The organism is Rhodonellum psychrophilum GCM71 = DSM 17998 (assembly GCF_000381545.1).
Taxonomy (GTDB): domain Bacteria; phylum Bacteroidota; class Bacteroidia; order Cytophagales; family Cyclobacteriaceae; genus Rhodonellum; species Rhodonellum psychrophilum.
In genome coordinates, this window is sequence record NZ_KB906696.1 from 43,985 (window position 1) to 66,920 (window position 22,936).

23 protein-coding genes are annotated in these 22,936 nt (G+C 39.3%); 8 read left to right on the forward strand and 15 right to left on the reverse strand.

Annotation, left to right across the window (positions count from 1 at the left end):
• Positions 1-48: 48 nt before the first annotated feature.
• The gene (locus F824_RS0123220) at positions 49-1,257 is read left to right on the forward strand and encodes an acyl-CoA dehydrogenase family protein (RefSeq protein ID WP_026333885.1); all 1,209 of its coding nucleotides are present in this window, start codon (positions 49-51) and stop codon (positions 1,255-1,257) included.
• A gap of 336 nt (positions 1,258-1,593) precedes the next feature.
• Here the strand turns inward: F824_RS0123220 and F824_RS0123225 are convergent, their stop codons facing one another.
• Both F824_RS0123225 and F824_RS0123230 read right to left on the reverse strand, forming a co-directional pair.
• Positions 1,594-1,851, reverse strand: a complete 258-nt coding sequence (locus F824_RS0123225; protein WP_019600341.1) for a YtxH domain-containing protein — start codon at positions 1,849-1,851, stop codon at positions 1,594-1,596.
• A gap of 132 nt (positions 1,852-1,983) precedes the next feature.
• Positions 1,984-3,078: a DUF1573 domain-containing protein gene (locus F824_RS0123230; RefSeq protein ID WP_019600342.1), complete on the reverse strand. Its 1,095-nt coding sequence runs from the start codon at positions 3,076-3,078 to the stop codon at positions 1,984-1,986.
• A gap of 71 nt (positions 3,079-3,149) precedes the next feature.
• Here F824_RS0123230 and trpS point away from each other — a divergent pair, with 71 nt between their 5' ends.
• A complete protein-coding gene (gene trpS, locus F824_RS0123235; protein ID WP_019600343.1) occupies positions 3,150-4,121 on the forward strand; it encodes a tryptophan--tRNA ligase in 972 nt (323 codons plus the stop codon).
• A gap of 96 nt (positions 4,122-4,217) precedes the next feature.
• On the opposite strand, the gene F824_RS0123240 is transcribed toward trpS, so the two are convergent.
• Complete coding sequence (locus F824_RS0123240) at positions 4,218-4,640, reverse strand: hypothetical protein (protein WP_019600344.1); 423 nt, start codon at positions 4,638-4,640, stop codon at positions 4,218-4,220.
• Positions 4,641-4,922: 282 nt separating this feature from the next.
• Here F824_RS0123240 and F824_RS0123250 point away from each other — a divergent pair, with 282 nt between their 5' ends.
• From F824_RS0123250 to F824_RS0123260, 3 genes are all read left to right on the forward strand, one after another.
• On the forward strand, positions 4,923-5,360 hold the full coding sequence (locus F824_RS0123250) for a DUF6526 family protein (protein ID WP_019600346.1): 438 nt from the start codon (positions 4,923-4,925) through the stop codon (positions 5,358-5,360).
• Positions 5,353-5,763 carry a nuclear transport factor 2 family protein gene (locus F824_RS0123255; protein WP_019600347.1) on the forward strand — a complete coding sequence of 137 codons (411 nt, stop codon included), beginning with the start codon at positions 5,353-5,355 and terminating at the stop codon, positions 5,761-5,763. The genes F824_RS0123250 and F824_RS0123255 overlap by 8 nt, the downstream gene beginning before the upstream one ends.
• A 327-nt stretch (positions 5,764-6,090) precedes the next feature.
• Positions 6,091-6,687, forward strand: a complete 597-nt coding sequence (locus F824_RS0123260; RefSeq protein WP_081625042.1) for a fasciclin domain-containing protein — start codon at positions 6,091-6,093, stop codon at positions 6,685-6,687.
• A gap of 204 nt (positions 6,688-6,891) precedes the next feature.
• Here F824_RS0123260 and F824_RS0123270 read toward each other — a convergent pair whose 3' ends face one another.
• From F824_RS0123270 to F824_RS0123295, 5 genes are all read right to left on the reverse strand, one after another.
• A complete protein-coding gene (locus F824_RS0123270; RefSeq protein ID WP_019600350.1) occupies positions 6,892-8,490 on the reverse strand; it encodes a GMC family oxidoreductase in 1,599 nt (532 codons plus the stop codon).
• Between the two features lie 138 nt (positions 8,491-8,628).
• On the reverse strand, positions 8,629-10,317 hold the full coding sequence (locus F824_RS0123275; protein ID WP_019600351.1) for an AMP-binding protein: 1,689 nt from the start codon (positions 10,315-10,317) through the stop codon (positions 8,629-8,631).
• A 136-nt stretch (positions 10,318-10,453) separates the two neighbouring features.
• Complete coding sequence (locus tag F824_RS0123280) at positions 10,454-11,611, reverse strand: acyl-CoA dehydrogenase family protein (protein WP_019600352.1); 1,158 nt, start codon at positions 11,609-11,611, stop codon at positions 10,454-10,456.
• Positions 11,612-12,115: 504 nt separating this feature from the next.
• Complete coding sequence (locus tag F824_RS0123285) at positions 12,116-12,709, reverse strand: hypothetical protein (protein ID WP_026333886.1); 594 nt, start codon at positions 12,707-12,709, stop codon at positions 12,116-12,118.
• A gap of 374 nt (positions 12,710-13,083) precedes the next feature.
• Positions 13,084-13,599: an acyl-CoA thioesterase gene (locus F824_RS0123295; RefSeq protein WP_019600355.1), complete on the reverse strand. Its 516-nt coding sequence runs from the start codon at positions 13,597-13,599 to the stop codon at positions 13,084-13,086.
• Positions 13,600-13,766: 167 nt separating this feature from the next.
• On the opposite strand from F824_RS0123295, the gene F824_RS0123300 reads away from it, so the two are divergent.
• Complete coding sequence (locus F824_RS0123300) at positions 13,767-15,020, forward strand: multidrug effflux MFS transporter (protein WP_019600356.1); 1,254 nt, start codon at positions 13,767-13,769, stop codon at positions 15,018-15,020.
• 467 nt (positions 15,021-15,487) lie between these two features.
• Here F824_RS0123300 and F824_RS0123305 read toward each other — a convergent pair whose 3' ends face one another.
• The 5 genes from F824_RS0123305 to F824_RS0123325 form a co-directional block, all read right to left on the reverse strand.
• Complete coding sequence (locus tag F824_RS0123305) at positions 15,488-17,188, reverse strand: OmpA family protein (RefSeq protein ID WP_019600357.1); 1,701 nt, start codon at positions 17,186-17,188, stop codon at positions 15,488-15,490.
• Between the two features lie 2 nt (positions 17,189-17,190).
• Complete coding sequence (locus F824_RS0123310; protein ID WP_019600358.1) at positions 17,191-18,162, reverse strand: deoxyhypusine synthase family protein; 972 nt, start codon at positions 18,160-18,162, stop codon at positions 17,191-17,193.
• 99 nt (positions 18,163-18,261) lie between these two features.
• Positions 18,262-18,879: an OmpH family outer membrane protein gene (locus tag F824_RS0123315; protein WP_019600359.1), complete on the reverse strand. Its 618-nt coding sequence runs from the start codon at positions 18,877-18,879 to the stop codon at positions 18,262-18,264.
• A 281-nt stretch (positions 18,880-19,160) separates the two neighbouring features.
• A complete protein-coding gene (locus F824_RS0123320; protein WP_026333887.1) occupies positions 19,161-20,063 on the reverse strand; it encodes a histone deacetylase family protein in 903 nt (300 codons plus the stop codon).
• A 76-nt stretch (positions 20,064-20,139) separates the two neighbouring features.
• A complete protein-coding gene (locus F824_RS0123325; protein WP_019600361.1) occupies positions 20,140-20,709 on the reverse strand; it encodes a hypothetical protein in 570 nt (189 codons plus the stop codon).
• Positions 20,710-20,835: 126 nt separating this feature from the next.
• Here F824_RS0123325 and F824_RS0123330 point away from each other — a divergent pair, with 126 nt between their 5' ends.
• The gene (locus F824_RS0123330) at positions 20,836-21,267 is read left to right on the forward strand and encodes an AlbA family DNA-binding domain-containing protein (RefSeq protein ID WP_019600362.1); all 432 of its coding nucleotides are present in this window, start codon (positions 20,836-20,838) and stop codon (positions 21,265-21,267) included.
• Positions 21,268-21,269: 2 nt separating this feature from the next.
• Here the strand turns inward: F824_RS0123330 and F824_RS0123335 are convergent, their stop codons facing one another.
• A complete protein-coding gene (locus F824_RS0123335; protein ID WP_019600363.1) occupies positions 21,270-21,644 on the reverse strand; it encodes a phage holin family protein in 375 nt (124 codons plus the stop codon).
• Positions 21,645-21,821: 177 nt separating this feature from the next.
• Between F824_RS0123335 and F824_RS0123340 the strand changes: the two genes are divergently transcribed.
• On the forward strand, positions 21,822-22,571 hold the full coding sequence (locus F824_RS0123340) for an acyl-CoA desaturase (protein ID WP_026333888.1): 750 nt from the start codon (positions 21,822-21,824) through the stop codon (positions 22,569-22,571).
• 197 nt (positions 22,572-22,768) lie between these two features.
• Here F824_RS0123340 and F824_RS27370 read toward each other — a convergent pair.
• Positions 22,769-22,936, reverse strand: a 168-nt coding sequence (locus tag F824_RS27370; RefSeq protein ID WP_394358305.1) for a transposase, incomplete at its 5' end; no start/stop codon positions are given.

Sequence of the window (22,936 nt, forward strand, 5' to 3'; positions counted from 1 at the left end):
TTGAATGTGCAAAAATCCGTTTTAATCGGCAATAAACCAAAAATAGATATGGAGACAGGAGCTGTTGTTCAAAAATCCCTAAAAAAAGACCTTTATGAAGGAGTTGATTTTTATGGTATAGATGACTTGTTGACGGAGGAGCACCTGCTGATCAGGTCATCGATCCGTGACTTTGTCAAGAGAGAAATTAGTCCTTACATTGAAGATTGGGCTCAAAAAGCACATTTTCCTTATGAAATCGTAAAGAAATTTGGAGAAGTAGGCGCATTTGGTCCCCAAATCCCCTCAGCTTATGGCGGTGGCGGTTTGGACTATATCTCCTATGGGCTGATCATGCAGGAAGTAGAAAGGGGTGATTCTGGAATGCGTTCCACGGCTTCCGTCCAAGGGTCCTTGGTGATGTATCCGATTTATAAATTCGGATCGGAAGCCCAAAGGGAAAAATACTTGCCTAAACTGGCATCCGGTGAAATGTTGGGTTGCTTTGGCTTGACTGAACCTGACCATGGTTCTAACCCAAGTGGAATGACCACAAACTTCAAGGATATGGGAGATCATTTCCTTTTGAACGGAGCAAAGATGTGGATTTCCAACTCTCCAAAGGCTGACATCGCTGTGGTATGGGCAAAAGACGAGTCTGGAAGGATCCATGGATTGATTGTGGAGCGTGGAATGGAAGGTTTTTCAACTCCCGAAACGCATAACAAATGGTCTTTGCGGGCCTCTTGCACGGGGGAGTTGGTCTTTGACAATGTGAAGGTGCCAAAGGAGAATATTTTACCCAACAAATCCGGGTTGGGAGCCCCTTTGATGTGCTTGGATTCGGCAAGGTATGGCATTGCCTGGGGTACTTTGGGTGCGGCCATGGATTGTTATGATTCTGCCAGAAGATATGCGATGGAAAGAATACAGTTTGACAAGCCCATCGCCTCCTTCCAATTGATCCAAAAGAAATTGGCTGAAATGCTCACCGAGATCACGAAGGCGCAATTGTTGGTTTGGAAACTCGGCAAGATGATGGAGGAAGGAAAAGCCACTACCGCACAGATTTCATTGGCAAAAAGAAATAATGTAGCGATGGCATTGGACATAGCGCGTGAGGCAAGGCAAATTCATGGCGGCATGGGCATCACTGGAGAATATTCCATCATGCGGCACATGATGAATTTGGAATCGGTGGTGACATATGAAGGTACCCATGATATCCATTTGTTGATTTTGGGAAATGAGATTACAGGGATATCGGCATTTAAGTAAAAATCAGATATTTTTATTTTATTTTGCTGAAAAGCATGTTCATTCAATAAGGCACTGGGTAAACTTACTTCAGTGCCTATTTTTTTTTATACGCTGAAATGAATTTTGTTTTCCAATTTTCTTTAAGCCCGAAATATGCATTAGATATCTTATTGGGGTTGAAACTGCTAGTAAATCAGATATTGGGAAATCAACCGATATCATTGCTATGCCCTGGTTTCCAAAAAGTCTGATTTTCTTACAATTTCAAATCTCCTCAAAAACTTACGGATCAAACGGAAAAAAACAGGCACAAAAAAAAGGGGTTAAACCCCTTTCCTTTTTTTACCGAAGATCTTATTTCGCTAACTCGTCTGTTTTGGCTTTTGCTCTTTTGGCCAATTTGTCGACTTCTTCACTCACGTCAGAAACTTTTTTGGTCAAGCTATCAAGAAAAGTATTGACTTTGCCATTTACCTCATCAAGGTATTCGTTTCCTTTTTTACCGATTTTCTTTCTTGTGTTTTCTCCTTTGTCAGGAGCGACCAATATTCCAATTTGAACACCTACTACAGCACCCACTAAAGCGCCTAAAATAAATTTTGTAGAACTCATAGTTTTTTTCTTTTTTGAGTTAGAAATAAAATAATATAAGAATATAATTTACTAAAATATAAATTAATTGTTACAAAGTAAATCAAACAACAATCATACCAGTGCGAAGCACCTGCCAAAATTTCCTAAATGTTATTTGATCGAGCTTCTGACCACAATCGTCCTGACTGGATTGAGGGGATCATTGCTGAAAATGGTAATGTGTTTATGGTCAATACCTTTCCTTCCTTTTGGATTAAAAGTAAAACGCAATTGTGCCTTTTCTCCGGGAGATAGATTTTCTTTATCCAATTCAATTTTCACACATTCACAGTTGGTGGAAATTTTTCGGATTTCCAATAATTCCGGCCCCATATTGCTTAATGTTATCAATCTGGAAACTTCCTCATTGGAATTGATCCCCCTTAAATCGATGTCGGTCTCAGATATCCCCAATTTGGCAACAGTGTTTTCAAGACTTTTTGGCAAGGGCGGGAAATATTCATAAAGGGTTGCTGTCAGTTTAAAAGCCATGGGTGATTCCCCATGCATCAAAGACAAGTTGATCTCATCTTCAAAAAAACCCAAATCATTTCTTATTGTCCCATCATAAGTAAGTCTCAAAAGACCTCTAGAATTGGCTGGTATCGAATCCGGGAATTGTTCTGCTTTCAGGTATTCGGGCAAAAACAATTGCTCCTTATCGAGCCGGATGGGGTTCCTCCCAAAATTAAACAACTCAATGTATTTGACTTTCGGTTCATTGGTAAAAACAATTCCCATATTTACTGAGGGTAACCGCATCCCAATGTTTCCCATCCTGTTTTGGTAGGCCATTTCATTGTTTTCGGGAAGAGGCAGATTGAACCCTTCCAAAAAAAGCGTGTCCCCATAAATGTCTGTATTGGTTCTGACGATCACCAATTTGGAAAACACCCCGCCCCTGTGTGTGGGGTCAAATTTGACTTTAATGAAGGAAGCTGAATCCTTTTCCAAAGTATCGCGGGTAAATTCCACTGTGGTACAGCCACAATCTGTAATGACATCCGTAATGAGAATGGGTAGTCCTGAAGGGTTGATTCCTTTAAACTCTGCGGTAACTTCACCATTTTCTTCAAGGATGGTACCGATGTTTATTTTTTTTTGTTCCCACTGAATGAGATTTCTTTCAAGTATCTGTGCTTCAATATGTATAGGTGTTAAACCCACGAAACAAAACAAGCCCAGAAAAATGTTGGCGTTTTTCATACCTCCAAATAACGGGAAAAATGGAGCGATATGTACTCATAATTATTTAATTTGGCACAAAAATTTGAGTAATGGCAAGAGTATTGACAGGAATTCAGAGTTCGGGAAGGCCACATTTGGGAAATATCCTCGGTGCAATCGTTCCCGCAATCGAATTGACAAAAAGGGACAACAACGAATCTTTTATATTTATCGCGGATATGCATTCGCTCACCTCCATAAAGGATGGTGATTTAAGAAAGGAAAATACAATGGCTGTAGCCGCTGCCTGGCTGGCATTTGGGCTTGACATTTCAAAGACTGTATTTTATAGACAATCCAGGATTCCGGAAGTTGCCGAACTGACTTGGTTTTTGAGTTGCTTTACACCTTTTCCCATGTTGGCCAATGCCCACAGTTTCAAGGACAAGTCCGATAGACTCTCGGATGTAAATGCAGGATTGTTTATTTACCCTGTTTTGATGGCTGCTGATATATTGCTTTATAGCGCAAATTTGGTTCCAGTTGGAAAAGATCAGTTGCAGCATTTGGAGATGGCCAGGGATATTGCCAGTTCTTTCAACCACAAGTTGGAAGAAGATATTCTCACCCTTCCAGAAGCGCGAATCAGTGAATCGGTGATGATTATCCCTGGAACGGATGGACAAAAAATGAGCAAAAGTTATGACAATTTCATCGACATATTTTTGCCCGAAAAAGAGCTGAAAAAGAACATCAACAGGATCATCACGGACAGTACGCCTTTGGAGGAACCAAAAAACCCAGATACTTGCAATGTCTTCAAACTCTTTAGCCTTATAGCCAACCCCGATCAGGTAGCCGATTTGCGGTCAAAATATCTTGGCGGGAATTTTGGCTATGGCCACGCCAAAAAAGAATTTTTAGAGCTGATTTTGACTAAATACAAAGAAGAAAGAAGGCTTTTTGACTTTTATATGAACGAACCAGACCAACTTGAAGCCAAGCTAATCGAAGGTGAAGCCAAAGCAAGGGTAATTGCAATGGCACTTCTAGGCAAGATTCGCGAAAAATTGGGTTTCTAATGTTTTTAGGAGCCTTTAGTTGGCCAAAGGGGAAAATGGAGAAAGCGATAGGTTAACCAAAACCCATCGCTTTCTCCATTTTTAAGTCTTTTATTTTTACCTGGATTTCCAAATGTCCTTGAGAGAAACGCCATTGATTTGCATGACAAACCTTGTTGGATTGGGAATAATAATTAACCTTACATCCTGTCTGTCAAATTGTTCTGATTCTATTGGAACTCCTTCCCTACCCTTTACCTCATAGGAGACGACTCCTCGAGCATCTGGAAGCATCGGTACATAGGAGTTGGCCAAATAAGCTGAAGGAAGGAGAACCTCATTGTCTGATTTAAGCCTAGCGTAAATCTTCTCCAACTCAGACTCAAGTTCATCTCCAAATTCCTCATTGAAATCATCCTCAAGATCATGAAGTTCTTCCTCCAAATCATCATAATTAGCATCTGCGTAAGAAATTTTGCTCAGCTCAATTCTTTTCTCTACAATGACCGTGAGGTCTCTATCCAGTTTGTCTAAATCCATTGTTTTACTTTTTCAATTAAAGCTACGAAGGTATAGAATATGGAAAAGGATTCCAAAAACAACGATCCATAGCGCCGAGAAAAAAAATAATCCTTGTCAAAATGATCCTTGTTTTTTTGAAAACACAGATTTATACAGATGAAGAAATGAAAAATGGAAATCCTTGCTTTTTTTAGTTTCAAAAAAAATATTTAAATAAAAAAAATACGATTTGCCAAATAGTTTTTGGGTCATTAAAATGATTTCGAGTATCTTTCAGGCTATATAGTTAAAAAACAATCTATGCAGAATTTCAACAATCATGCAAGGTATTATCCGCTGCATCATTTTATAATTACTCCACTTACATTGGTTTACTTGATTTGGACAATCGTTAATTTGGCAGCTGCTTTTTCAAATGGAACTTCTCTGATGACCGCAAGCTATCATCTTTTGGGTGCGGTAATCCTTGTGCTCTTGCCCCTTTTGGCAAGAATCTATGCGTTGAAAAATCAAGACCGTTTGATCCGTCTGGAAATGAGGCAAAGGTATTTTGAACTTACGGGAAAATCCTTTTCCGAAATGGAAAGAAAATTGAGGCTTTCACAGATCATCGCTTTAAGGTTTGCCGGAAATGAAGAATTGGTACCCTTGATGGAAAAAGCCAGCAAGGAAAAACTAAAATCAAAATTCATAAAGGAATCTATCTCTAATTGGCAAGTTGATAAGTACCGTGTATAGATACTTTCTCCTTTTGATTGTTTTTTTTATCCAATTTCATGCGATTGCGCAGGAGGTTAAGGTAAGTGTGCCCGAAGAATTGGCAAATGAACAATTGGAAGGGTATAACAACCGAGATGTAGATGCCTTTGTACGCCCTTATGCAGATGATGTCATGGTCTTTGATTTTCCAAACACGTTACTTTACCAAGGGAAAGAAGAGATGAAAAATCTGTATGGTAGAATGTTTTCAAGAACACCCGATTTGCATTGTCATCTTGTGAACAGAATCGTGATGGGAAACACTGTCATCGATCATGAAGAAGTAACCTTGAAAAAGGGAGAGAAACCAATGAAGGCGATCGCGATTTATAAAATAAAAGGAGATAAAATTGCCGAAGTTTACTTTATCACTGAAAAATAGACTTCTCTTCCCTAATTATTTTGTGATTATTTACCTATGGTCAAAGGCAGTTATAAGCCAAAAGTATAGGGTATAATTAAAAATACGATTAATACAATTAAAATTGAAGTAGAGATAAAATATTGCTTTTTTACTTTTTTTAAACAAAATCAATTTTTTTTTTAGTTCAATCTATAAATCTGATTTGTTCCCAAAATCCTATCTCACAAATATGTATTCACTTAATATCTAGTGTTACAGAATAATATTTTTAAGTATTAATTTTACGAAATGCATTTTTAACCTATATTAAGGCAAAATTTACTACACCAATATCCATTTGAAACCATGAGAAAATTTAACACAATGCCGAAGAGACTGATTTTGTCCTTCATGATGTCTGCTTTGGTTGCCTTTCAATTCAGCTGTACCTCATTAACGGAGGAGCCACAATTGACCATTGAAGCAGAGCAAAGCCAAACAGATCTAATCACGCTTTTGGAAAATTACAAAGCCGAGGCAGATCCTTTTTTAAATGCACGAAGCAGCAATGCTGTTCCCGCATTTAAAACGCTAACAAGTGCCCTAAATATTACAGGTTTTCTAAGTTTGGCAGCAAGAGACAAAGCTACTTCCTTTGTGCCCACAGATGAAGCCTTCTCAAAATATGGCTTAAATTTCGGAAATATTGGTACTGCGATTCCTATGGAATTCCTTCAGGTAATCATCGCCAACCATGTAGTCTCTGGCCAAATGGTATTCGGAAAGGATCTTGAAAGTGCTAGTTTACCCAACAACACCGGAACCTCATTAACGGTAAAAACAGTAAATGGTCAATTGATGGTTTTTGATGCTTTTGGCAACAGTGCCAATATCATTAGAACCGATTTTAGAGCGCTTAATGGTGTGGCCCATTTCATTGACAATGTCATGATTCCGCAATAGAATTTTTTAGGTACTCAATAAGTACCAAGAGAATAATACAAAGTGAGAGGGGTTATTTTTCTCCTCTCGCTTTTTTTTTAATGAATAATATAATTTTCCATCATCCTATATTGCTGATCATGTGCAATTCAATTATATTCCATATTTGAATATCAAGCGAAAAAGAAATTTCAGGAATTCCGACCAAATAAAAAAGCAACATTCTTATGGATTCAAAATCATTGAAGCTGCTTTTTCTCCAATCATTATACAGGCTGCATTGGTGTTTCCGGAAATGATCGTTGGCATAATTGAAGCATCTACAACGCGCAATTTTTTAATGCCCTGGACCTGTAGTCTCGCATTGACCACCGCCATCGGATCATTGCCCATTTTGCAGGTCCCCACAGGATGATATAGGGTTTCCAAACTCTTTTTGATATGGATTTCCAAATTGGTATCTGAAAAGTCATTTGGTAGATAAATTTCCCCCTTGTTGAATTGCTGAAGGGAGGAAACCTCCATTATTTTTTTTGCCATTAACATTCCTTTTTTAAGAACTGCCAAATCCTCTTTGGAACGAAAAAAATCTGGTTGAATCAAAGGTGGATCCGTTGGTTTATTTGAGTTTAGGCCTATAAATCCTTTGCTTTGGGGACGTATAAGAATAACCATGATGCTGAATCCACTTTTCCTGGGGTAGGTTTTAAGGTCATAAATATCCGTACTGTAATCATCAGCGATGGCTGCAGGCAAAAAGTGCAACTGAAGATCAGGTCGTTCAAGTGCATTGTCAGATTTGAGGAATGCATTTGCATTGAGTGGACTATTTCCCAATGGACCTCTTTTAAATAACAAGTATTGCATCAGTGCTTTTAACATGTTAAATGGTTTTGTGACTTCGTTGTTGGTCAAGACCGATGACCAAGAACTCACCGGCGACCAAACGTGGTCCTGAAGATTCTGACCCACCCCTGGTAAGTGATGGATGGGGTCGATTCCAAAATCTTTCAAGTATTCCTGATTGCCTATTCCTGACAACATCAATATTTGGGGGGACTGGATGGCCCCAGCACTGAGAATTATTTCTTTTGAACAGTAAATTTCTTCTGTTTGACCATTTTCAAGGAGGATTAAAACAGCTTCTGCTTTTCCATCTTTGATAATAATTTTGGAAACATGACAACCTGTCCTGACCATTAAATTCTTTCTGAGCAGGACAGGTTTCAAAAAAGCGGAAGCAGCACTGTGTCTCCTGTTGTTTTTGATATTAAACTGAAGCATAGAGGCACCCAATTGCTCGTCACCGTTATAATCAGGATTGAAGGGAATGCCATTTTGGGCACATGCCTCTATAAAAAATTGGCCAAGTGGATGGGGTTGTTTGGAATGAGACACATTTAAGAGTCCATTTTTACCATGGAATAGACCTCCAAAGTCCTCGTTGTTTTCCGATTTGACAAAATAGGGCAAGACATCCTTAAATCCCCATCCAGGATTTCCCAAAGCCTCCCACTCATCAAAATCGGCCTTGTTTCCTCTAACATAGGCCATTGCATTCGTACTGCTGCTTCCTCCCAACGTTTTGCCTCGAGGGATGAAAAGTTTTCTTCCGCTCAAGGCCGTTTGGGGTGCAGTCCAAAAAGCCCAATCCACCTCAGACTTGTTGAGCTGGGTATAGGCACCAGGAATATGTATTTCTGGTTTCTTATCCGGCTTCCCAGCCTCCAATAGCAGAACCAGATTTTGGGGATTTTCAGACAATCTATTCGCAATGACGCAACCGGAAGAACCTGCACCGATTATGATGTAATCATAAAGCATTGACCTTTATCAATTAAGATGAACAACAAACCGCAGCACAAGCAATTGGAAAAAGTTAATTTCCCAAAACAAATAAAGTCTTCAACCTAAATTTGGTCCTAAATGCGGACTGAACAAAAACCTTGATTTGACTCTGTTTTAATTCACTTGACTTAGGGTCGACTCATGTAGTTCCTTGATTTTCCTTCTTAGGATTTTCCCCACATTTGTTTTCGGCAATTCATCCACAAAATAGACTTCACGAGGCACTTTATAGTTCGTTAGATTTTCTTTTGAATAGGCAATGATTTCGGCAGCAGTAATTGATTTATCCTTGGGAACCACGTAGGCGATCACTTTTTCTGTGGATCTCTCATCGGGCATTCCGATGACACCAACTTCCAAAACCTTGGGATGTGAAGCGATCTCATTTTCCACTTCATTTGGATAAACATTAAAACCGGAAACCAAAATCATCTCCTTTTTTCTATCAACGATTTGGACAAAACCATCTTCATTGATGACTGCGATATCTCCTGTCTTCAACCATTCCCCCTCCATCACCTTTTCGGTCTCATCGGGTCTGTTCCAATAGCCCTTCATTACTTGTGGACCTTTGATACACAGTTCTCCTCTCGTGCCAAAAGGCAATTCGTTCCCATCATCATCGATCACTTTAACATCTGTATTGGGAAGCGGGACGCCGATGGTCCCATTTCTCTCTGTACCATCGATTGGATTGCAAGTTGCCACAGGTGAAGTTTCGGTCAAACCATATCCTTCGGCAATAGGGGTTCCTGTCACCTTTAGCCACTTCCCAGAGGTTGCCACCTGAACGGCCATACCACCACCTACTGCGATCTTAAGAGAACTGAAATCCAATTTGTGAAAGGCCTCTTGATTGAGTAACCCATTGAAAAGTGTGTTCACCCCGGTGAAAACCGAGAAATTGTGCTTACTCAATTCCTTGATGAAGGCCGGCATATCTCTTGGATTAGTGATAAGAAGATTGTGCGCACCTATTTTCATCATGGCCAGGCAATTGACTGTCAACGCAAAAATATGGTAAAGTGGAAGAGCAGTCACAACCAACTCCTCTTTTTCGATCAGTTTTGGTTTCATCCAAGCTGAGATTTGTTGCATATTGGCCACCATGTTGCCATGGGTGAGCTCTGCTCCCTTTGAAATACCCGTGGTTCCTCCAGTATATTGTAGGAATGCGGCATCAGAAAGCACCACTGTTTCTTTTTTGGATTTGTTTTTCTTGCCCTTTGCCAGAGCAACACGGAAAGAAATGGCATCAGGCAAATTAAAGGCAGGAACCATTTTTTTAACATGTTTTACGACCAGATTTACAATCGTACCCTTCAGTCCACCCAATAGGTCACCCAATTCAGTGACGATTACATGCCTGGCGGTTACCTCATTTCTGATTTTCTCCAGATTGCTTGCGAAATTTGCCAAGATAACAATTACCTCTGCACCAGAATCATTGAATTGGTGCTTCATTTCACTTGAGGTGTAAAGTGGATTCGTATTGACAACTACCATTCCCGCCCTTAGTGTCCCAAACAATACCACTGGATATTGAAGGCAGTTGGGCAATTGAATGGCTACTCTATCCCCTTTTTTCAGTTTAAGATCATTTTGTAAATAGGAAGCAAAATTTTCAGACAATTTATCCACCTCTTTATAGGTCAATGTTTTGCCCATACATTCATAGGCAATGGAGTCTCCAAATTTTTTGATACTTTCTTCAAAAAGATCTACGATGGAACTGTAAGCAGTCACATCTACTTCTTTCTCCACAGACTTTGGATAAAACTTGAACCACGGGGAGTCTTGCATAAATGGGGTTGTATTTTGGGTTAACAAATTTTCGATTCTTTTAATAACCACTAAATATAAAATAATAATGGTTTGTACAAAAAAAGAAAGCCACTTTCCTAAAAAGAAAAGTGGCCGGAAGTAATTTTCAACCTAATTATTTGAGGATTTTTCTAGCAATCAATTCCTTCATGATCTCATTGGTCCCCGCATAGATTTTTTGAACACGTGCATCTGCATAGGCTCGAGCCACTGCATATTCCCACATGTACCCATAGCCTCCATGTAGTTGGACACATTCGTCAGCAACATCACATTGCAACTCTGTCATGGTATACTTGGCAGCGGAGGCCATGGCTGGATCCACTTTTTTGTCGTTATGAAGCACCACCAACTGATCGCAGTAGATTCTGGCTTGCTCCAACTTTGCTGCCATTTCTGCGAGTTTAAACCTTGTATTTTGAAAATCAGAAACCATTTTCCCAAATGCGGGTCTGTTTTTGACGTAATCCACTGTGGTTTGAAAAGTGGACTCTGCCAATGCCAATGCCGATAAAGCCACTATCAATCTTTCTTGCGCCAATTCCGTCATGAGATAGTTGAATCCCATTCCGATTTTACCAAGAAGATTGTGCTTTGGTACTTTTACGTCCTCAAAAAAGAGCTCACAGGTGTCCTGTGCATGCAGTCCAACTTTTTCGAAGGGAATTCCTTTTGAAAATCCGGGCATGTCTTTGTCAATTAAAAACAAGCTGATTCCTTTTGCACCCTTGGTTGGATCAGTTTTGGCAGCAACCACGACGATATCTGAGAGATAACCGTTGGTGATGAAGGTTTTGGAACCGTTGATAAGGAAATGATCTTCCATTTCTTCGGCGGTGGATCGGATGTTTTGAAGGTCACTTCCAGCGCCAGGTTCCGTCATGGCCACGGCTGAAATCAAATCCCCGGAAACCATTCCAGGTACATATTTGGTTTTGGCTTCCTCTGTTCCGTAATGTAGGATATACGGAAAAACGATGTCACTGTGTAATGGATAACCGATGGCTGGTCCAGAACAACCGCTTAGTCCCAATTCCTCTATAAAAATCGCATTGTAGCGAAAATCCTGTATGTTCAATCCCCCAAATTTTTCGGGTGCTTGAATGCATAAAAACCCATTGTCACCCAATTTTTTCCAAGATTCACGGGAAACCATTTTGTTTTTCTCCCATTGGGCGTTGTTTGGGGAAATTTCCTGGGCAATAAAATCTTTTATCGAGTCACGAAACAAATCATGCTCCTCAGTAAATATCGTTCTTGGCAATCCGTACATTTCAAAATGGGTTTATATCCTTTACAGAATTTTAATGGGAAAACTACGAAAATAAAATCATTTATACTTTCGATTTCCTAATTACTTACGCAAATACCAATTTACATTTGGTTTCGAAGAGATGAATAATCTGGAAAATATCTTAAGTATCATCTATTATAACTTGGACACTCATAGGAAGGTTATTATTTAAATTCGTGTGATCCATTCCCAATTCGACTCCTTACGGAAATAGCTTTATAATCAGTCTTTGTTTATAGCTTTTACTTCATCCTATAGGTACTACACCTTTTTCTTCAAATGGTCTGATTTTCTTGCAGTTTCATTCCCTATTAGGAAACAGAATACATATTTCCATCTAAATTAATCAAGTTAGCTGCTTTTCGTTACTTTTTCGATGTCTTAGAATTTGGGTTAAACTTCTTTCTATTGAACCAAAGCAAAAAAAGTCCTCTCCAGATTGGATGGGACTTTTTTGGAACCAAAAGATTAAATCAAAAATACTTAGAAATAGAGTGTTTTGGTTCTGCCTTTTGCGTCAGTCACTCTCAGATGGATGTCTTTCGTGGTTAAATTGTCTAGGTGATAGATTTTTGTAAAACCCTCAGGTTGGGCTATTTCCTCCTTAAATACCTTTTTTCCTTGGCCGTCTATGATTTCCACTGTTACCCCTGGAATTTCCAAACCTATCACTGCCAATCGTATTGTACTATCGTCTAAACTTTTGCCATAGGCCATTAAGGGCAAAGCGATGGGTTGCTTGGTAGTTTCTACTCTGTAAACGAGGTTTTCTTCAGCACCTTTTTCATTCAGATTGCTTTCTATGTACACTTGATACTCTCCAATTGGGAGTGCCGAAAGGTCATAGGGAACATTGACATCATTTTTTTTGACCCTGATCGTTTGCAGATGTAGCTGTTTGCCTTTTGGATCGAGAATTGCCAATCTAACTTTTCCCAGCCCTTGTTTTAAGTGGACGACTACCTTGTTGTTTTTTGCAATCACAGAGGACAATGCTGTGATATTTTCGTTTGCTGCGTTTGCCAAGCTTGTAGCTCCTAGGCTAAAAGCGAGAGCGAGTGTAAGTAGGGTTTTCATGATTTTCTGTGTTTTAGTTTGATACTTGGTCCTTATTCAGGATTTGTACCAGAAAAAATATTTGAGTTATTACGATCTGATTTGAACACTCAAATAATTCAAAATTTCTTTTTTTGAGATTTAAATTCAATTTTTGAATCTCAAAGAATTGATTCATAGTGATACATGCGGACAAGAATTTGCTCCGATTCCGAACAATTTTTGATTAAAAAAAGAGATTCCACTCCTTTAAAAAAGGTTGCGTTAAAGCAGAGAAAAAATTGAAATAATATAAAAATAAATTTTGTAATAAATTGATTTCAAATGAATTAAAAACAGAACCTGTTCGCTGATGTACAGGTTCTGTTCTGTTTCGGGCAAGGAATCTGAAGTATTTACTTTTCTGAAAGTTTTCCTTTTAGAAATTTAACCCGCTCTGTAATCAACATGTCCTTGATATCAACATTTTCTGAGGTGGCCTTAAGAAAATCCAAGATTGATCCTGTATGATCAGTGGACTTGCCATCGGCGATACTCACATAGCGCATCGTGGTCCAAAGCAGCGTCTTCAATTCCTTTTCCGAATCATCTGTCATGTAATATTCCAAGACTACTGTATTTTGATTGAACCATAGAATCCTGCTCATGATTCTTACCCACTCCCCTACTTTTGCAGGTTTTACATAAGAAATGTTGTGGTTGTAGATTACCCAAGCAGCTTTGTATTTTCTGATAAAATCCATCATTTCTACTCCATAGAGTTTTGGGACTTGATCCTCTCTTGCATTGAAGAAATAGTCGAAATATTTTGCATTGTTGAGATGCTGAAGTGGGTCACAATCCTGAAAGCGGATGACTGTCCTGCTTTCCGTTTGACTTGGATAATGCTTCTCTGGATTGTATTCAAACATACTTATTTATTTTAAACTTAAAGTATAAGATTAGGTAAACCCTTCCAATTTGGAAGAAAACCAAAATCAAGATTCATTCATTCAATTATTTGCAAAGAAATGAAGGATTTATTTCGAACTCATTAACAATGAAAGATGTTTGGTGAAATTACAGTTGCCAATATTCCATGCATATTTCAGAAAAACAAGTCAATAAAAAACAATATTTTTCAGTCGTTTTGATTTTGGGTGCTTTATGTACCATTAGCCCTTTTTCAATTGACATGTACCTCCCTGGTTTTCCGGCCATTGCCAGAGACCTCAATACCTCCATATCCAATGTTCAGTTGTCTCTAACCGGCTATTTGATTGGAATTGCCATTGGACAACTCTTTTACGGACCTCTATTGGACAAGTATGGAAGAAAAAAACCCTTGTTTTATGGTTTGGTTATTTACATCCTCGCTTCTCTTGGATGCGCCCTCAGCCAATCCGTCGAAAACTTGATATTGATGCGTTTCATTCAAGCAATTGGTGGATGTGTGGGAATGGTAGCGGCGCAGGCAATTGTAAGGGATATTTTCCCCATCAATAAGACAGCGCAGGTCCTTTCCCTTTTGACTTTGGTGATCGCGATTTCTCCGATGGTGGCTCCAACGGTTGGAGGTTATGTGACTTCACATTTCAATTGGCATTTGGTATTCATCATTTTGGCAATCATAGCCACAGTAATCTTTATCGCAACAGTTTTTTTCTTGCCTAAAGGTGCACTTCCTGATCCAGCCATTTCCCTTCGCCCTGATAAAGTGGTAAAAAACTACATTTCAGTATTGCAAAATCGCAAGTTTTTGGTGTACATGCTTGCCGGTGGCATCGCAGGAGCGGCTCCATTTGCATATATCGCAGGGTCCGCAGATGTATTTATGAACAATTATGGACTTTCTGAGCAAGAATATGGATGGCTTTTTGCCTTTCTCGCATTCGCCATCATCGGCTCTACGCAATTGAATCATATTTTACTCAGAAAATATTCAAGCCAACAGATCATCATTGTTTCTATGGGCTATCAGACCGTCATCGGATTGATTATCTTGGTTGGCGTTTGGAACGAATGGTTTACTGTCATACCTCTTATTTTATTGATGTTTGTGTTTTTGACAGGGCATGGTTTGAACTCTCCAAATGCAGCCGCACTTTCCCTTGAACCCTTTTTGAAAAATGCGGGGAGCGCATCAGCGATGCTTGGTAGTATGCGTATGGCGATTGGTGGATTGGTTTCAGCAGCCGTCAGTATTTTTCATACAGGTACTGCATTTCCCATGGTACTCATGATGACACTTTGTGCCGTTGGTGGCTTTCTTGTTTTATTCGTGGACCAAAAGATACCCCAAAATATATTGGAGGAAGATTTTATCAATCGAGAATCTTCGGTGTCTGCTTGATATTGGATAAGCCTAATTGAACCCGTGTTATGTATTGATATTTATACTCCAACTTCAAATTTATTGACAATCAGCCAGTTGACTTCTACTTTTGATTATACCCTATCGGTAATGCGCCTTATTCTCCGAACAGTTTGATTTTCTTGCGGTTTCAACCCTTATTAGGAATCGGAATGCATATTTCGGGTTTAACCCGTTTTTTCTCGGGCATTGACCCGTTTTATGCATTCCCCATTCAACTCTAGCCTAAAAATGGTTCATAACCAGTTGATGGTTAACTATTTTTCACTTCATCAAATTGGTACTATCTCTGATTTTCTTACGGTTTCTACCCTTATAAGGAAATGGCATGCATATTTCGGGTTGAGGCTTTGCCAATAATAAAAATGGGATAGAAATTGCGGGAAAAAGAAAAACCCGATTGTAGATTTTTAATCTACAATCGGGTTTTTCTCAAAGATTTCAATTTATTTTTCGATAAGCATCTCAACTCGCCTATTGCGCATTCGTCCCTCCTCGGTTTCGTTGCTTGCTACCGGGCGCGTTCCTCCCCAGCCCGATACTCTTACTCTTTCAAAATTGACACCATGAAGAGTAAAGTAACCTCGGATTTTCGAAGCCCTACTGAGCGATAATTCCTTGTTCAACATTGGGTCTCCGGCACTGTCAGTGTGTCCCTCCAATCTGATTTTGATCTCTGGATTCTCGACAAGAAATTCGACAAGATTGTCCAATATCTGAATAGATTTGGCATCTGCAAATTCAGAAGTTCCTCTATTGAACTGAATGTTATCCAAGACAATATTTACCCCAGGTTTTGCGGGACGCATCAATACTGGTTCATCGCTCAACATTTTCCATTCGGCCATTTCAAATTCCTGCGGAAGATAGCCTTTGCTCGTCACCAAAACATTGTTCCAAGAGGCATCTTCCATCCATTCCCGGATTTCATCTTGCTTCATTAGTACTTTTTTCAAACCCCTTACATTGATTAAAGTAATACTATAATCAATTTGTTCCAAAGTATTGATATCCAATATTTTTATAATCCCCATTTTGGTGATAGGTTTTTCGGGAATACTAATGGAATCCAATTTTGTTGAGGGATTTTTTTCGATGACTAAAGCTTTTGTCTCCACCACCTTCCCCAAAGTCACGTTATTCAAAACACTGTCTGGTTCTGCTTCAACAATTTTCTCAATGATCTTTTCTTCAACTATTTCCTCTTGCGTGACAACAGTTTTTACCTCAGGGAATATTTCGGCCAATGCTGCAGGCTTTTCAAATTCCTCAAAATTGATGACCATGAGATCACCAAAACCTGCACTGTTTTGGGTGGAAGTGAACACTGCCATTTTATCATCCGAAGCCATTTTCGTGTACCCCATTTCTGAACCTTTGGAGTTTGCCAAAACAAGCGGTTTAGGGGCTGCCCAATTGTCCCAACCTTCCCCAATTCTGTGGGAATAATAAATGTCTCGTCCTCGATTTTTTTCAGATGAGTTGGAGGAAAAATAAAGGGTTTGTCCATCCTCGGAAAGGTAAGGCGTCATTTCCTGGTTTTGGGTATTGATCTTGGGGCCAAGATTTACCGGAGAAGACCACTTGTTATCGGATAGCTTGATGCTTACATAAATATCCTCGTTACCATAGGATCCAAAAGATGCCATAGACATCACCATCACCTCGCCAGACTTGCTCAGCCTTCCACTAAAATGGGATCCTGAATTCTTGAAGTTGCCCATGTCCAACTGCCTCACGTAATTCCAAGAACTTCCGAATCGAGAATATTGGTGAATGCCCTGCTTTTTACCATTTCCATGGTGGTAAACCAAGATGCTCAAGGCATCGGTAAAACCAACGACTACATCATTTCCCCCGGTTGAAAGGCCGTTTATTCTAATGGGTTTTTCCCATTGGCCGGATTCATTTTTTTTCCCCATCCAGATATCACCCGAATCCGTTGGACCTCCGATATTTTGGGGATGAAAACCAACGCTAAAAAACAATTCATCCTGGAGGGAAAAAACAGGATGCTGCTCATCATATGGGGAATTCAATACTTTAAGAGGCTCAATTTGCTGGGCATGCCCATTGGAAAAAAGTGAAAAAGCAAGCAGGAAGAACCCACTTGCTTTAAAGGAAATAAATTTATTTTTCAATTTCATTCTTATTGATCCAAGACAATCGCGAAAATAAGCGGTGCAACAATGGTTGCATCTGATTCTATAATAAACTTGGGTGTGGCTATCCCCAATTTCCCCCAAGTAATTTTCTCATTCGGCACTGCGCCGGAATAAGAACCATAGGAAGTTGTCGAATCCGAGATCTGACAGAAATATCCCCATAATGGAACATTTGTCCTCTGCAAGTCCTGATGAAGCATCGGTACCACACAGATTGGGAAATCACCTGCGATGCCTCCTCCTATTTGGAAAAAGCCAACAGTACTGTCCTCTGTAGCATTTTTGGTATACCAATCTGCCAAAAACATCATGTATTGAATACCGGTTTTAACGGTATGGACATTCTTGACATCACCTGTAATAACATGGCCTGCAAACATATTTCCCAACGTAGAATCTTCCCATCCCGGTACAATTATCGGAAGGTTCTTTTTGGCTGCTTCCAAAATCCAACTGTCTTTGGGATCAATCTGAAAGGACGCATCCAACTTGCCCGACAAAAGGATTTTATAGAAAAATTCGTGTGGGAAGTAACTTTCTCCGGCTTGATCGGCTTGAACCCATTCTTCAAGAATTACATTTTCAATCCTTCTCATGGCTTCCATTTCTGGAATACAGGTGTCTGTAACCCTGTTCATGTGACGTTCTACCAAATCTTGTTCCTGTTCAGGAGAAAGATCTCGATAATTCGGGATTCTTTCGTAATAATCATGGGCAACCAGGTTGAACACATCTTCTTCAAGATTAGCACCGGTGCAGGTGATGATTTGAACCTTGTCTTGTCGGATCATTTCGGCCAATGAAATCCCTAGCTCTGCCGTGGACATGGCCCCAGCAAGCGTGATCATCATTTTACCGTTATTGTCCATGTGGGCTTTGTAGCCATCAGCAGCATCTATCAATGCGGCTGCATTAAAATGTCTGTAATTGTGTTTTAAAAATTCAGTGATTTTCATGAATCCTTTGTTTTAATTTGGGTCAAAAGTACCAATTTATACGACACGAAAAAAGCCCGAGATTTAATCGGGCTTTTTTCGTGTCGTATAAAATTAAATTTATTTGGCAATACTATCTGTTGCTGTCTTTGGTGTAGAATTGAATTTTTTATTCAATGCCTCAGTCACCTCTTCTGTGATGTCAAACGCTTTTTTGGAGTACCAAATAGCGCCGCCTCGTGTATTGGAAAATATAAATTCAAGGTCCTTGTCTTCCGCGTATTCCGCCAAGAATTCTTGGATTTGATCGTAAACATCACTGTAAAGTTTAGACTCGTCTGCGGAAAGCTCCTGCATCAAGTTGTCCCTGTACGTCATAAGGTTTCTTTCTTTTTTAACCAAATCCTCTTCCTTTGCTTTCGCTTGGTTCATGGTCATGGTTGTAGCTGTTTGTTGGAAATTAGCGACTTCCTGCTCAAATCCTTTGGCACGTGTACCCAATTCTGATTCAAATTTCCTGCCCTTTTCAGTGATTTCCCCTGAACGTTTCTTGAAAAATTCATAGTTGGCGATCACACTGTCTGTCAATATATAGGCGATTTTAAGGTCGCTGCCACTAACTTGTGATTTACTCTCTGTACCGTTTTCGGCAGTTGAAGAGTCACCTGGCTTGCCGCAGGAATAGAACGATAATGAAACTACGGCCAAAAGGCCAAATACTTTAGCTAATTTTTTCACGTTTTTTTTCTTATTTTTTCAACTTGGGGCAAATATAAACAAAGTATTTAATTCACAAATTGAATTTTGATACCTATATGTTAAAATCCGTTAATTCAGTTTTTACTTGACATCCCGAGGGCATCGACATTAAAATTGATTGATAAGGTTAAGTATTTTAGACTTTTTCAAACGATAAGCATCAAAAGAGAAATTTTTCACACCTCAACGGGAATCGGATTTAGTCTGTTTTTTCTTAGGAGAATCGATGAGTTTTCGTCCCAAAAGCAAAACAACCAATTTCAAAAGAAGATATCCTGTGCCAACCTGTAGGTATTGGCATGCGCCTCAATGATATGGCTGATCTTTTCCGAATATCCACCTCCCATGCAGCACAAGATCGGAATCCCGCTTTCTTTGGCCAAGGTCAAAACTATCTGGTCTCTTTCTTTACATCCTGCAATACTCAACCCCAAACGGCCCAATTTATCTGTTGCCAAAACGTCCACTCCGCATTGGTAAATGATGAAATCTGGCTGGAAATTATCCAGGATCGGTTGAAGACTGTTCCTTAATGTCTTGATATAATTTATATCATCGGTATGATCAGGAAGGCCGATATCCAAATCTGATTTTTCTTTATGCATGGGATAGTTGGATGCACCATGCATACTAAAGGTAAATACTTGTTTTTGGTTTTTGAATATCTCAGCCGTCCCGTTCCCTTGATGCACATCTAGATCCACGACCAATATTTTTTTTGCCAGCGCATTCTCCAAAAGATAATTTGCCGAAATGGCAATGTCATTCAGCAAGCAAAAGCCCTCGCCCCTGCCCGAAAAAGCATGATGGGTCCCTCCTGCGATATTCATGGCTATTCCGTATTCCAAGGCAAAAAGAGAAGCTTGGACAGAACCACTTAATATAGTGATTTCTCTGTCGATCAATTCTTGGCTCAATGGAAAACCCGTTTTTCGAATTTCCGATTTGCTCAGTGAAAGATTTTTGAGCTTACCAAAATAATCTGGGTCATGTGTTTTGGTGATCCACTTTTCCTCAATTAAAGTGGGTTCAAAAAAATTAAATTGACTTACCGTCCCTTCGTATAGGAGTTGCTCGGGAAGCAAGTTGTACTTTTCCATCGGGAACCTGTGCCCTTGTGGTAGTGGGTGAAAATAAATAGGTGACCAAGATATTTTTAGCATAGGAAGAAAAAAAGCGCCTGTGTTTTAACAAGCGCTTTTGAATTTTGTTCCTTAAAAGATTAAATCTTCAAATGAATTAATCTTCATCGTCCACATCTTCCTCTTCGGATTGAAAGGCATATAAGGTGTCGTCAAGTTCAATGGTGTCATCATTGAATTCCTTCACGAATTTGGAAATTACTTCTTCATCGATGTACTCCACGTTTAACGCAGCATCGAGGCCTATTCCAAAATCATGGTTGGTATCCAAATCGATGAATTCCTGGACTTTCACGGTTTCTTCTTCCTCCAGTTCCATGATGATTTCGGTAATAAACCAACCAATTTCCTCATCTTCACTGCTTAATGGCTTAAGGTTTCCATTTTCGTCTTCCTCATAGTGGATTCCTTTGAAATTCGGGAATTTTTTTGCTGCCTCGTGTTCCGCCAATTCATATATTTCTGAAGAGTGATGCAGCCTAAGCGTATACAAAGCAGCATCATAAATGACCTCTTTTCCTTCAAAGACGCCAATGAAGTAGAAGTTGACAAATTCGTCGTTGTTTTCCTCTCCAGGTACAATTTTAAATATTTTCTTGCTGGCTTTAAGTTCTTTTTTTAAAGCCTCGATGGTTTCAGGGGCAAAACCTTCATTTGGATAGTTCATAGCTTAAAATAACGGGTTCATGGAGACAACTTACAACGGATTAAGCTAATTTAAAAACGGAAAAACCGTATCACAAAACCAATCTCTTCACAACTGATTAATTTTTAAATAATTAACATAAAAAAAATGATTATCCCAAAAAAAGATAATGAGTTTATCAAACAAATTTTAAAACAGTCCGAAAGTGAAATACTGGACTTCAAGCAAAACATATCCAGCTTGTCAAAAATCGCCAAAACGCTTGTCTCCTTTGCGAACACACAGGGTGGCCAAATTATCGTGGGGATTTCAGACAAAAAAAGAATAACTAAGATCGATGCCGAAGAAGAAATTTACATGATCGAAAAATCATCTCTGGAATATTGCCATCCACCTGTTTTATTTGGCATTGAAGTCTATGAAGGAAACTTTGGGGGAGAAAATAACACCCCTGAGGAATTCGATGTCTTGGTGGTGAATGTGCCAAAATCCAATCAAAAGCATTTCGCCAAAGACGCGTCTGGTAAATTAACAGCCTACCAAAGAATTCGAGACCAAAACATCCCCAAAAGATCCTAACATCAAATCCACTTGTTATTCCCGCCCAAAGACACTCCCAAAAGTGAATTGATGATGGCCAAAATCAAACCAAACAACAATGCCCACCAAAATCCATCCACAGAAAACCCAGGTACAATGACCGCTGCGATCAAGATCAAAAGTGCATTGATGACCAATAGAAAAAGACCTAAGGTAACAATGGTGATCGGGATCGTCAAAATGATCAATATGGGTTTGATCGTGATGTTCAATAAGGCAATCAATGCCGCTATTACTATTCCTGTGAAAAAATCCGCAACATGCACCCCTGGAAGTAAATAGCTTGTCAGCAAAACTGCAACACCACCCAAGATCAATTGTAAAACGATATTCAAAGCGCTGCTCGATGAAGCCATTATATTTCGGTTAAAGAATGTGTAAGAAAAATGAACTACCTTTTCAATATGTAAAATTAAGAAAAACCAATTTGAAAAAGCTGATATATGTCAGGCTGTGACTGATTTTTTGTGTTGGATTTAATTTTATGATATTTTGACATTACCTTTGGTATATCAAACAAACAAATTACCCACGTGATTCTAATCGTCTTCTTCCTGCTGCATTGGTATTTCTCCCTCTTCAGCCAAAGTTTCTTCCTACATCGATATGCTGCCCACCAAATGTTCTACATGAGCAAATTTTGGGAAAGATTTTTTTACTTTTTCACATGGGTTTGTCAAGGGAGCTCCTATTTGTCTCCCCGAGCCTATGCGATCCTGCACAGGATGCATCATGCCTACAGTGACACTCCAAAAGATCCCCATAGCCCCCATCATACCGAAAATCTTTTTACCATGATGTGGAAGACCAAGAACATTTACAATGAGTATTTTTCTTTCAGACTGAAACCTGAAGAAAGGTTTTCAAAGGATGTTCCAGATTGGAATAAATTTGACCTCATTGCCGATTCCATGGTATCCAGATTGGGATGGATCGCATTTTATGTAACAATATATGTGTTGAGCATTTCGGTTTTCGAATTGGCTGGGACCCATTGGTGGATGTATTTCTTGCTCCCCATTCATTTTATGATGGGTCCGGTTCACGGAGCCATCGTCAATTGGAGTGGACATAAATATGGATATGCAAATTTTGACAATAACGATAAATCCAAAAACAGCCTGTTGCTCGATGTTTTGATGTTGGGAGAGCTTTTTCAAAACAACCACCACAAACTTCCAAACCGACCGAACTTTGCGGTAAAATGGTACGAATTTGATCCCACTTACCCGATCGTAAAAATACTCCACGCTTCGGGAATCATCAAACTGAGAACCTCCTAAAAAAAAATAACCACTTAATCAGGAGGCCACTGAAAAAGTAGCTAAAACTGAAGGTAAAATTTTGAAAGCGACTAAGTCATTGACAAGAGTGACTTAGCCGCTTTCTTTTTTTTCGCCACTAGCTTTTAAAATTTCTCTATTGAAGCCTATACCGAACTAATTTTGATGATTTTCAACGATTTTCTACCAGTTTTTGATTATACCCGGGCCAGTTTCAAGATCCTTTTAACATTTACGGTGAATAAAGCTATGGCAGCTTGCATTTCCATGTTATTTATCCCGTAAGATATTGCCCTTCCAAATCCATGTGCGTTTTTTAACTCTCCGTTTTTCGCTTCTATTTTATACCGTTCCTTTGCTTTTTC

Coding starts and splice junctions, on each gene's coding strand:
- F824_RS0123220 (WP_026333885.1), top strand. CDS start 49: ATGGAGACAGGAGCTGTTGTTCAAAAATCCCTAAAAAAAGACCTTTAT.
- F824_RS0123225 (WP_019600341.1), bottom strand. CDS start 1,851: ATGAGTTCTACAAAATTTATTTTAGGCGCTTTAGTGGGTGCTGTAGTA.
- F824_RS0123230 (WP_019600342.1), bottom strand. CDS start 3,078: ATGAAAAACGCCAACATTTTTCTGGGCTTGTTTTGTTTCGTGGGTTTA.
- trpS (WP_019600343.1), top strand. CDS start 3,150: ATGGCAAGAGTATTGACAGGAATTCAGAGTTCGGGAAGGCCACATTTG.
- F824_RS0123240 (WP_019600344.1), bottom strand. CDS start 4,640: ATGGATTTAGACAAACTGGATAGAGACCTCACGGTCATTGTAGAGAAA.
- F824_RS0123250 (WP_019600346.1), top strand. CDS start 4,923: ATGCAGAATTTCAACAATCATGCAAGGTATTATCCGCTGCATCATTTT.
- F824_RS0123260 (WP_081625042.1), top strand. CDS start 6,091: ATGAGAAAATTTAACACAATGCCGAAGAGACTGATTTTGTCCTTCATG.
- F824_RS0123270 (WP_019600350.1), bottom strand. CDS start 8,490: ATGCTTTATGATTACATCATAATCGGTGCAGGTTCTTCCGGTTGCGTC.
- F824_RS0123275 (WP_019600351.1), bottom strand. CDS start 10,317: ATGCAAGACTCCCCGTGGTTCAAGTTTTATCCAAAGTCTGTGGAGAAA.
- F824_RS0123280 (WP_019600352.1), bottom strand. CDS start 11,611: ATGTACGGATTGCCAAGAACGATATTTACTGAGGAGCATGATTTGTTT.
- F824_RS0123285 (WP_026333886.1), bottom strand. CDS start 12,709: ATGAAAACCCTACTTACACTCGCTCTCGCTTTTAGCCTAGGAGCTACA.
- F824_RS0123295 (WP_019600355.1), bottom strand. CDS start 13,599: ATGTTTGAATACAATCCAGAGAAGCATTATCCAAGTCAAACGGAAAGC.
- F824_RS0123300 (WP_019600356.1), top strand. CDS start 13,767: ATGCATATTTCAGAAAAACAAGTCAATAAAAAACAATATTTTTCAGTC.
- F824_RS0123305 (WP_019600357.1), bottom strand. CDS start 17,188: ATGAAATTGAAAAATAAATTTATTTCCTTTAAAGCAAGTGGGTTCTTC.
- F824_RS0123310 (WP_019600358.1), bottom strand. CDS start 18,162: ATGAAAATCACTGAATTTTTAAAACACAATTACAGACATTTTAATGCA.
- F824_RS0123320 (WP_026333887.1), bottom strand. CDS start 20,063: ATGCTAAAAATATCTTGGTCACCTATTTATTTTCACCCACTACCACAA.
- F824_RS0123325 (WP_019600361.1), bottom strand. CDS start 20,709: ATGAACTATCCAAATGAAGGTTTTGCCCCTGAAACCATCGAGGCTTTA.
- F824_RS0123330 (WP_019600362.1), top strand. CDS start 20,836: ATGATTATCCCAAAAAAAGATAATGAGTTTATCAAACAAATTTTAAAA.
- F824_RS0123335 (WP_019600363.1), bottom strand. CDS start 21,644: ATGGCTTCATCGAGCAGCGCTTTGAATATCGTTTTACAATTGATCTTG.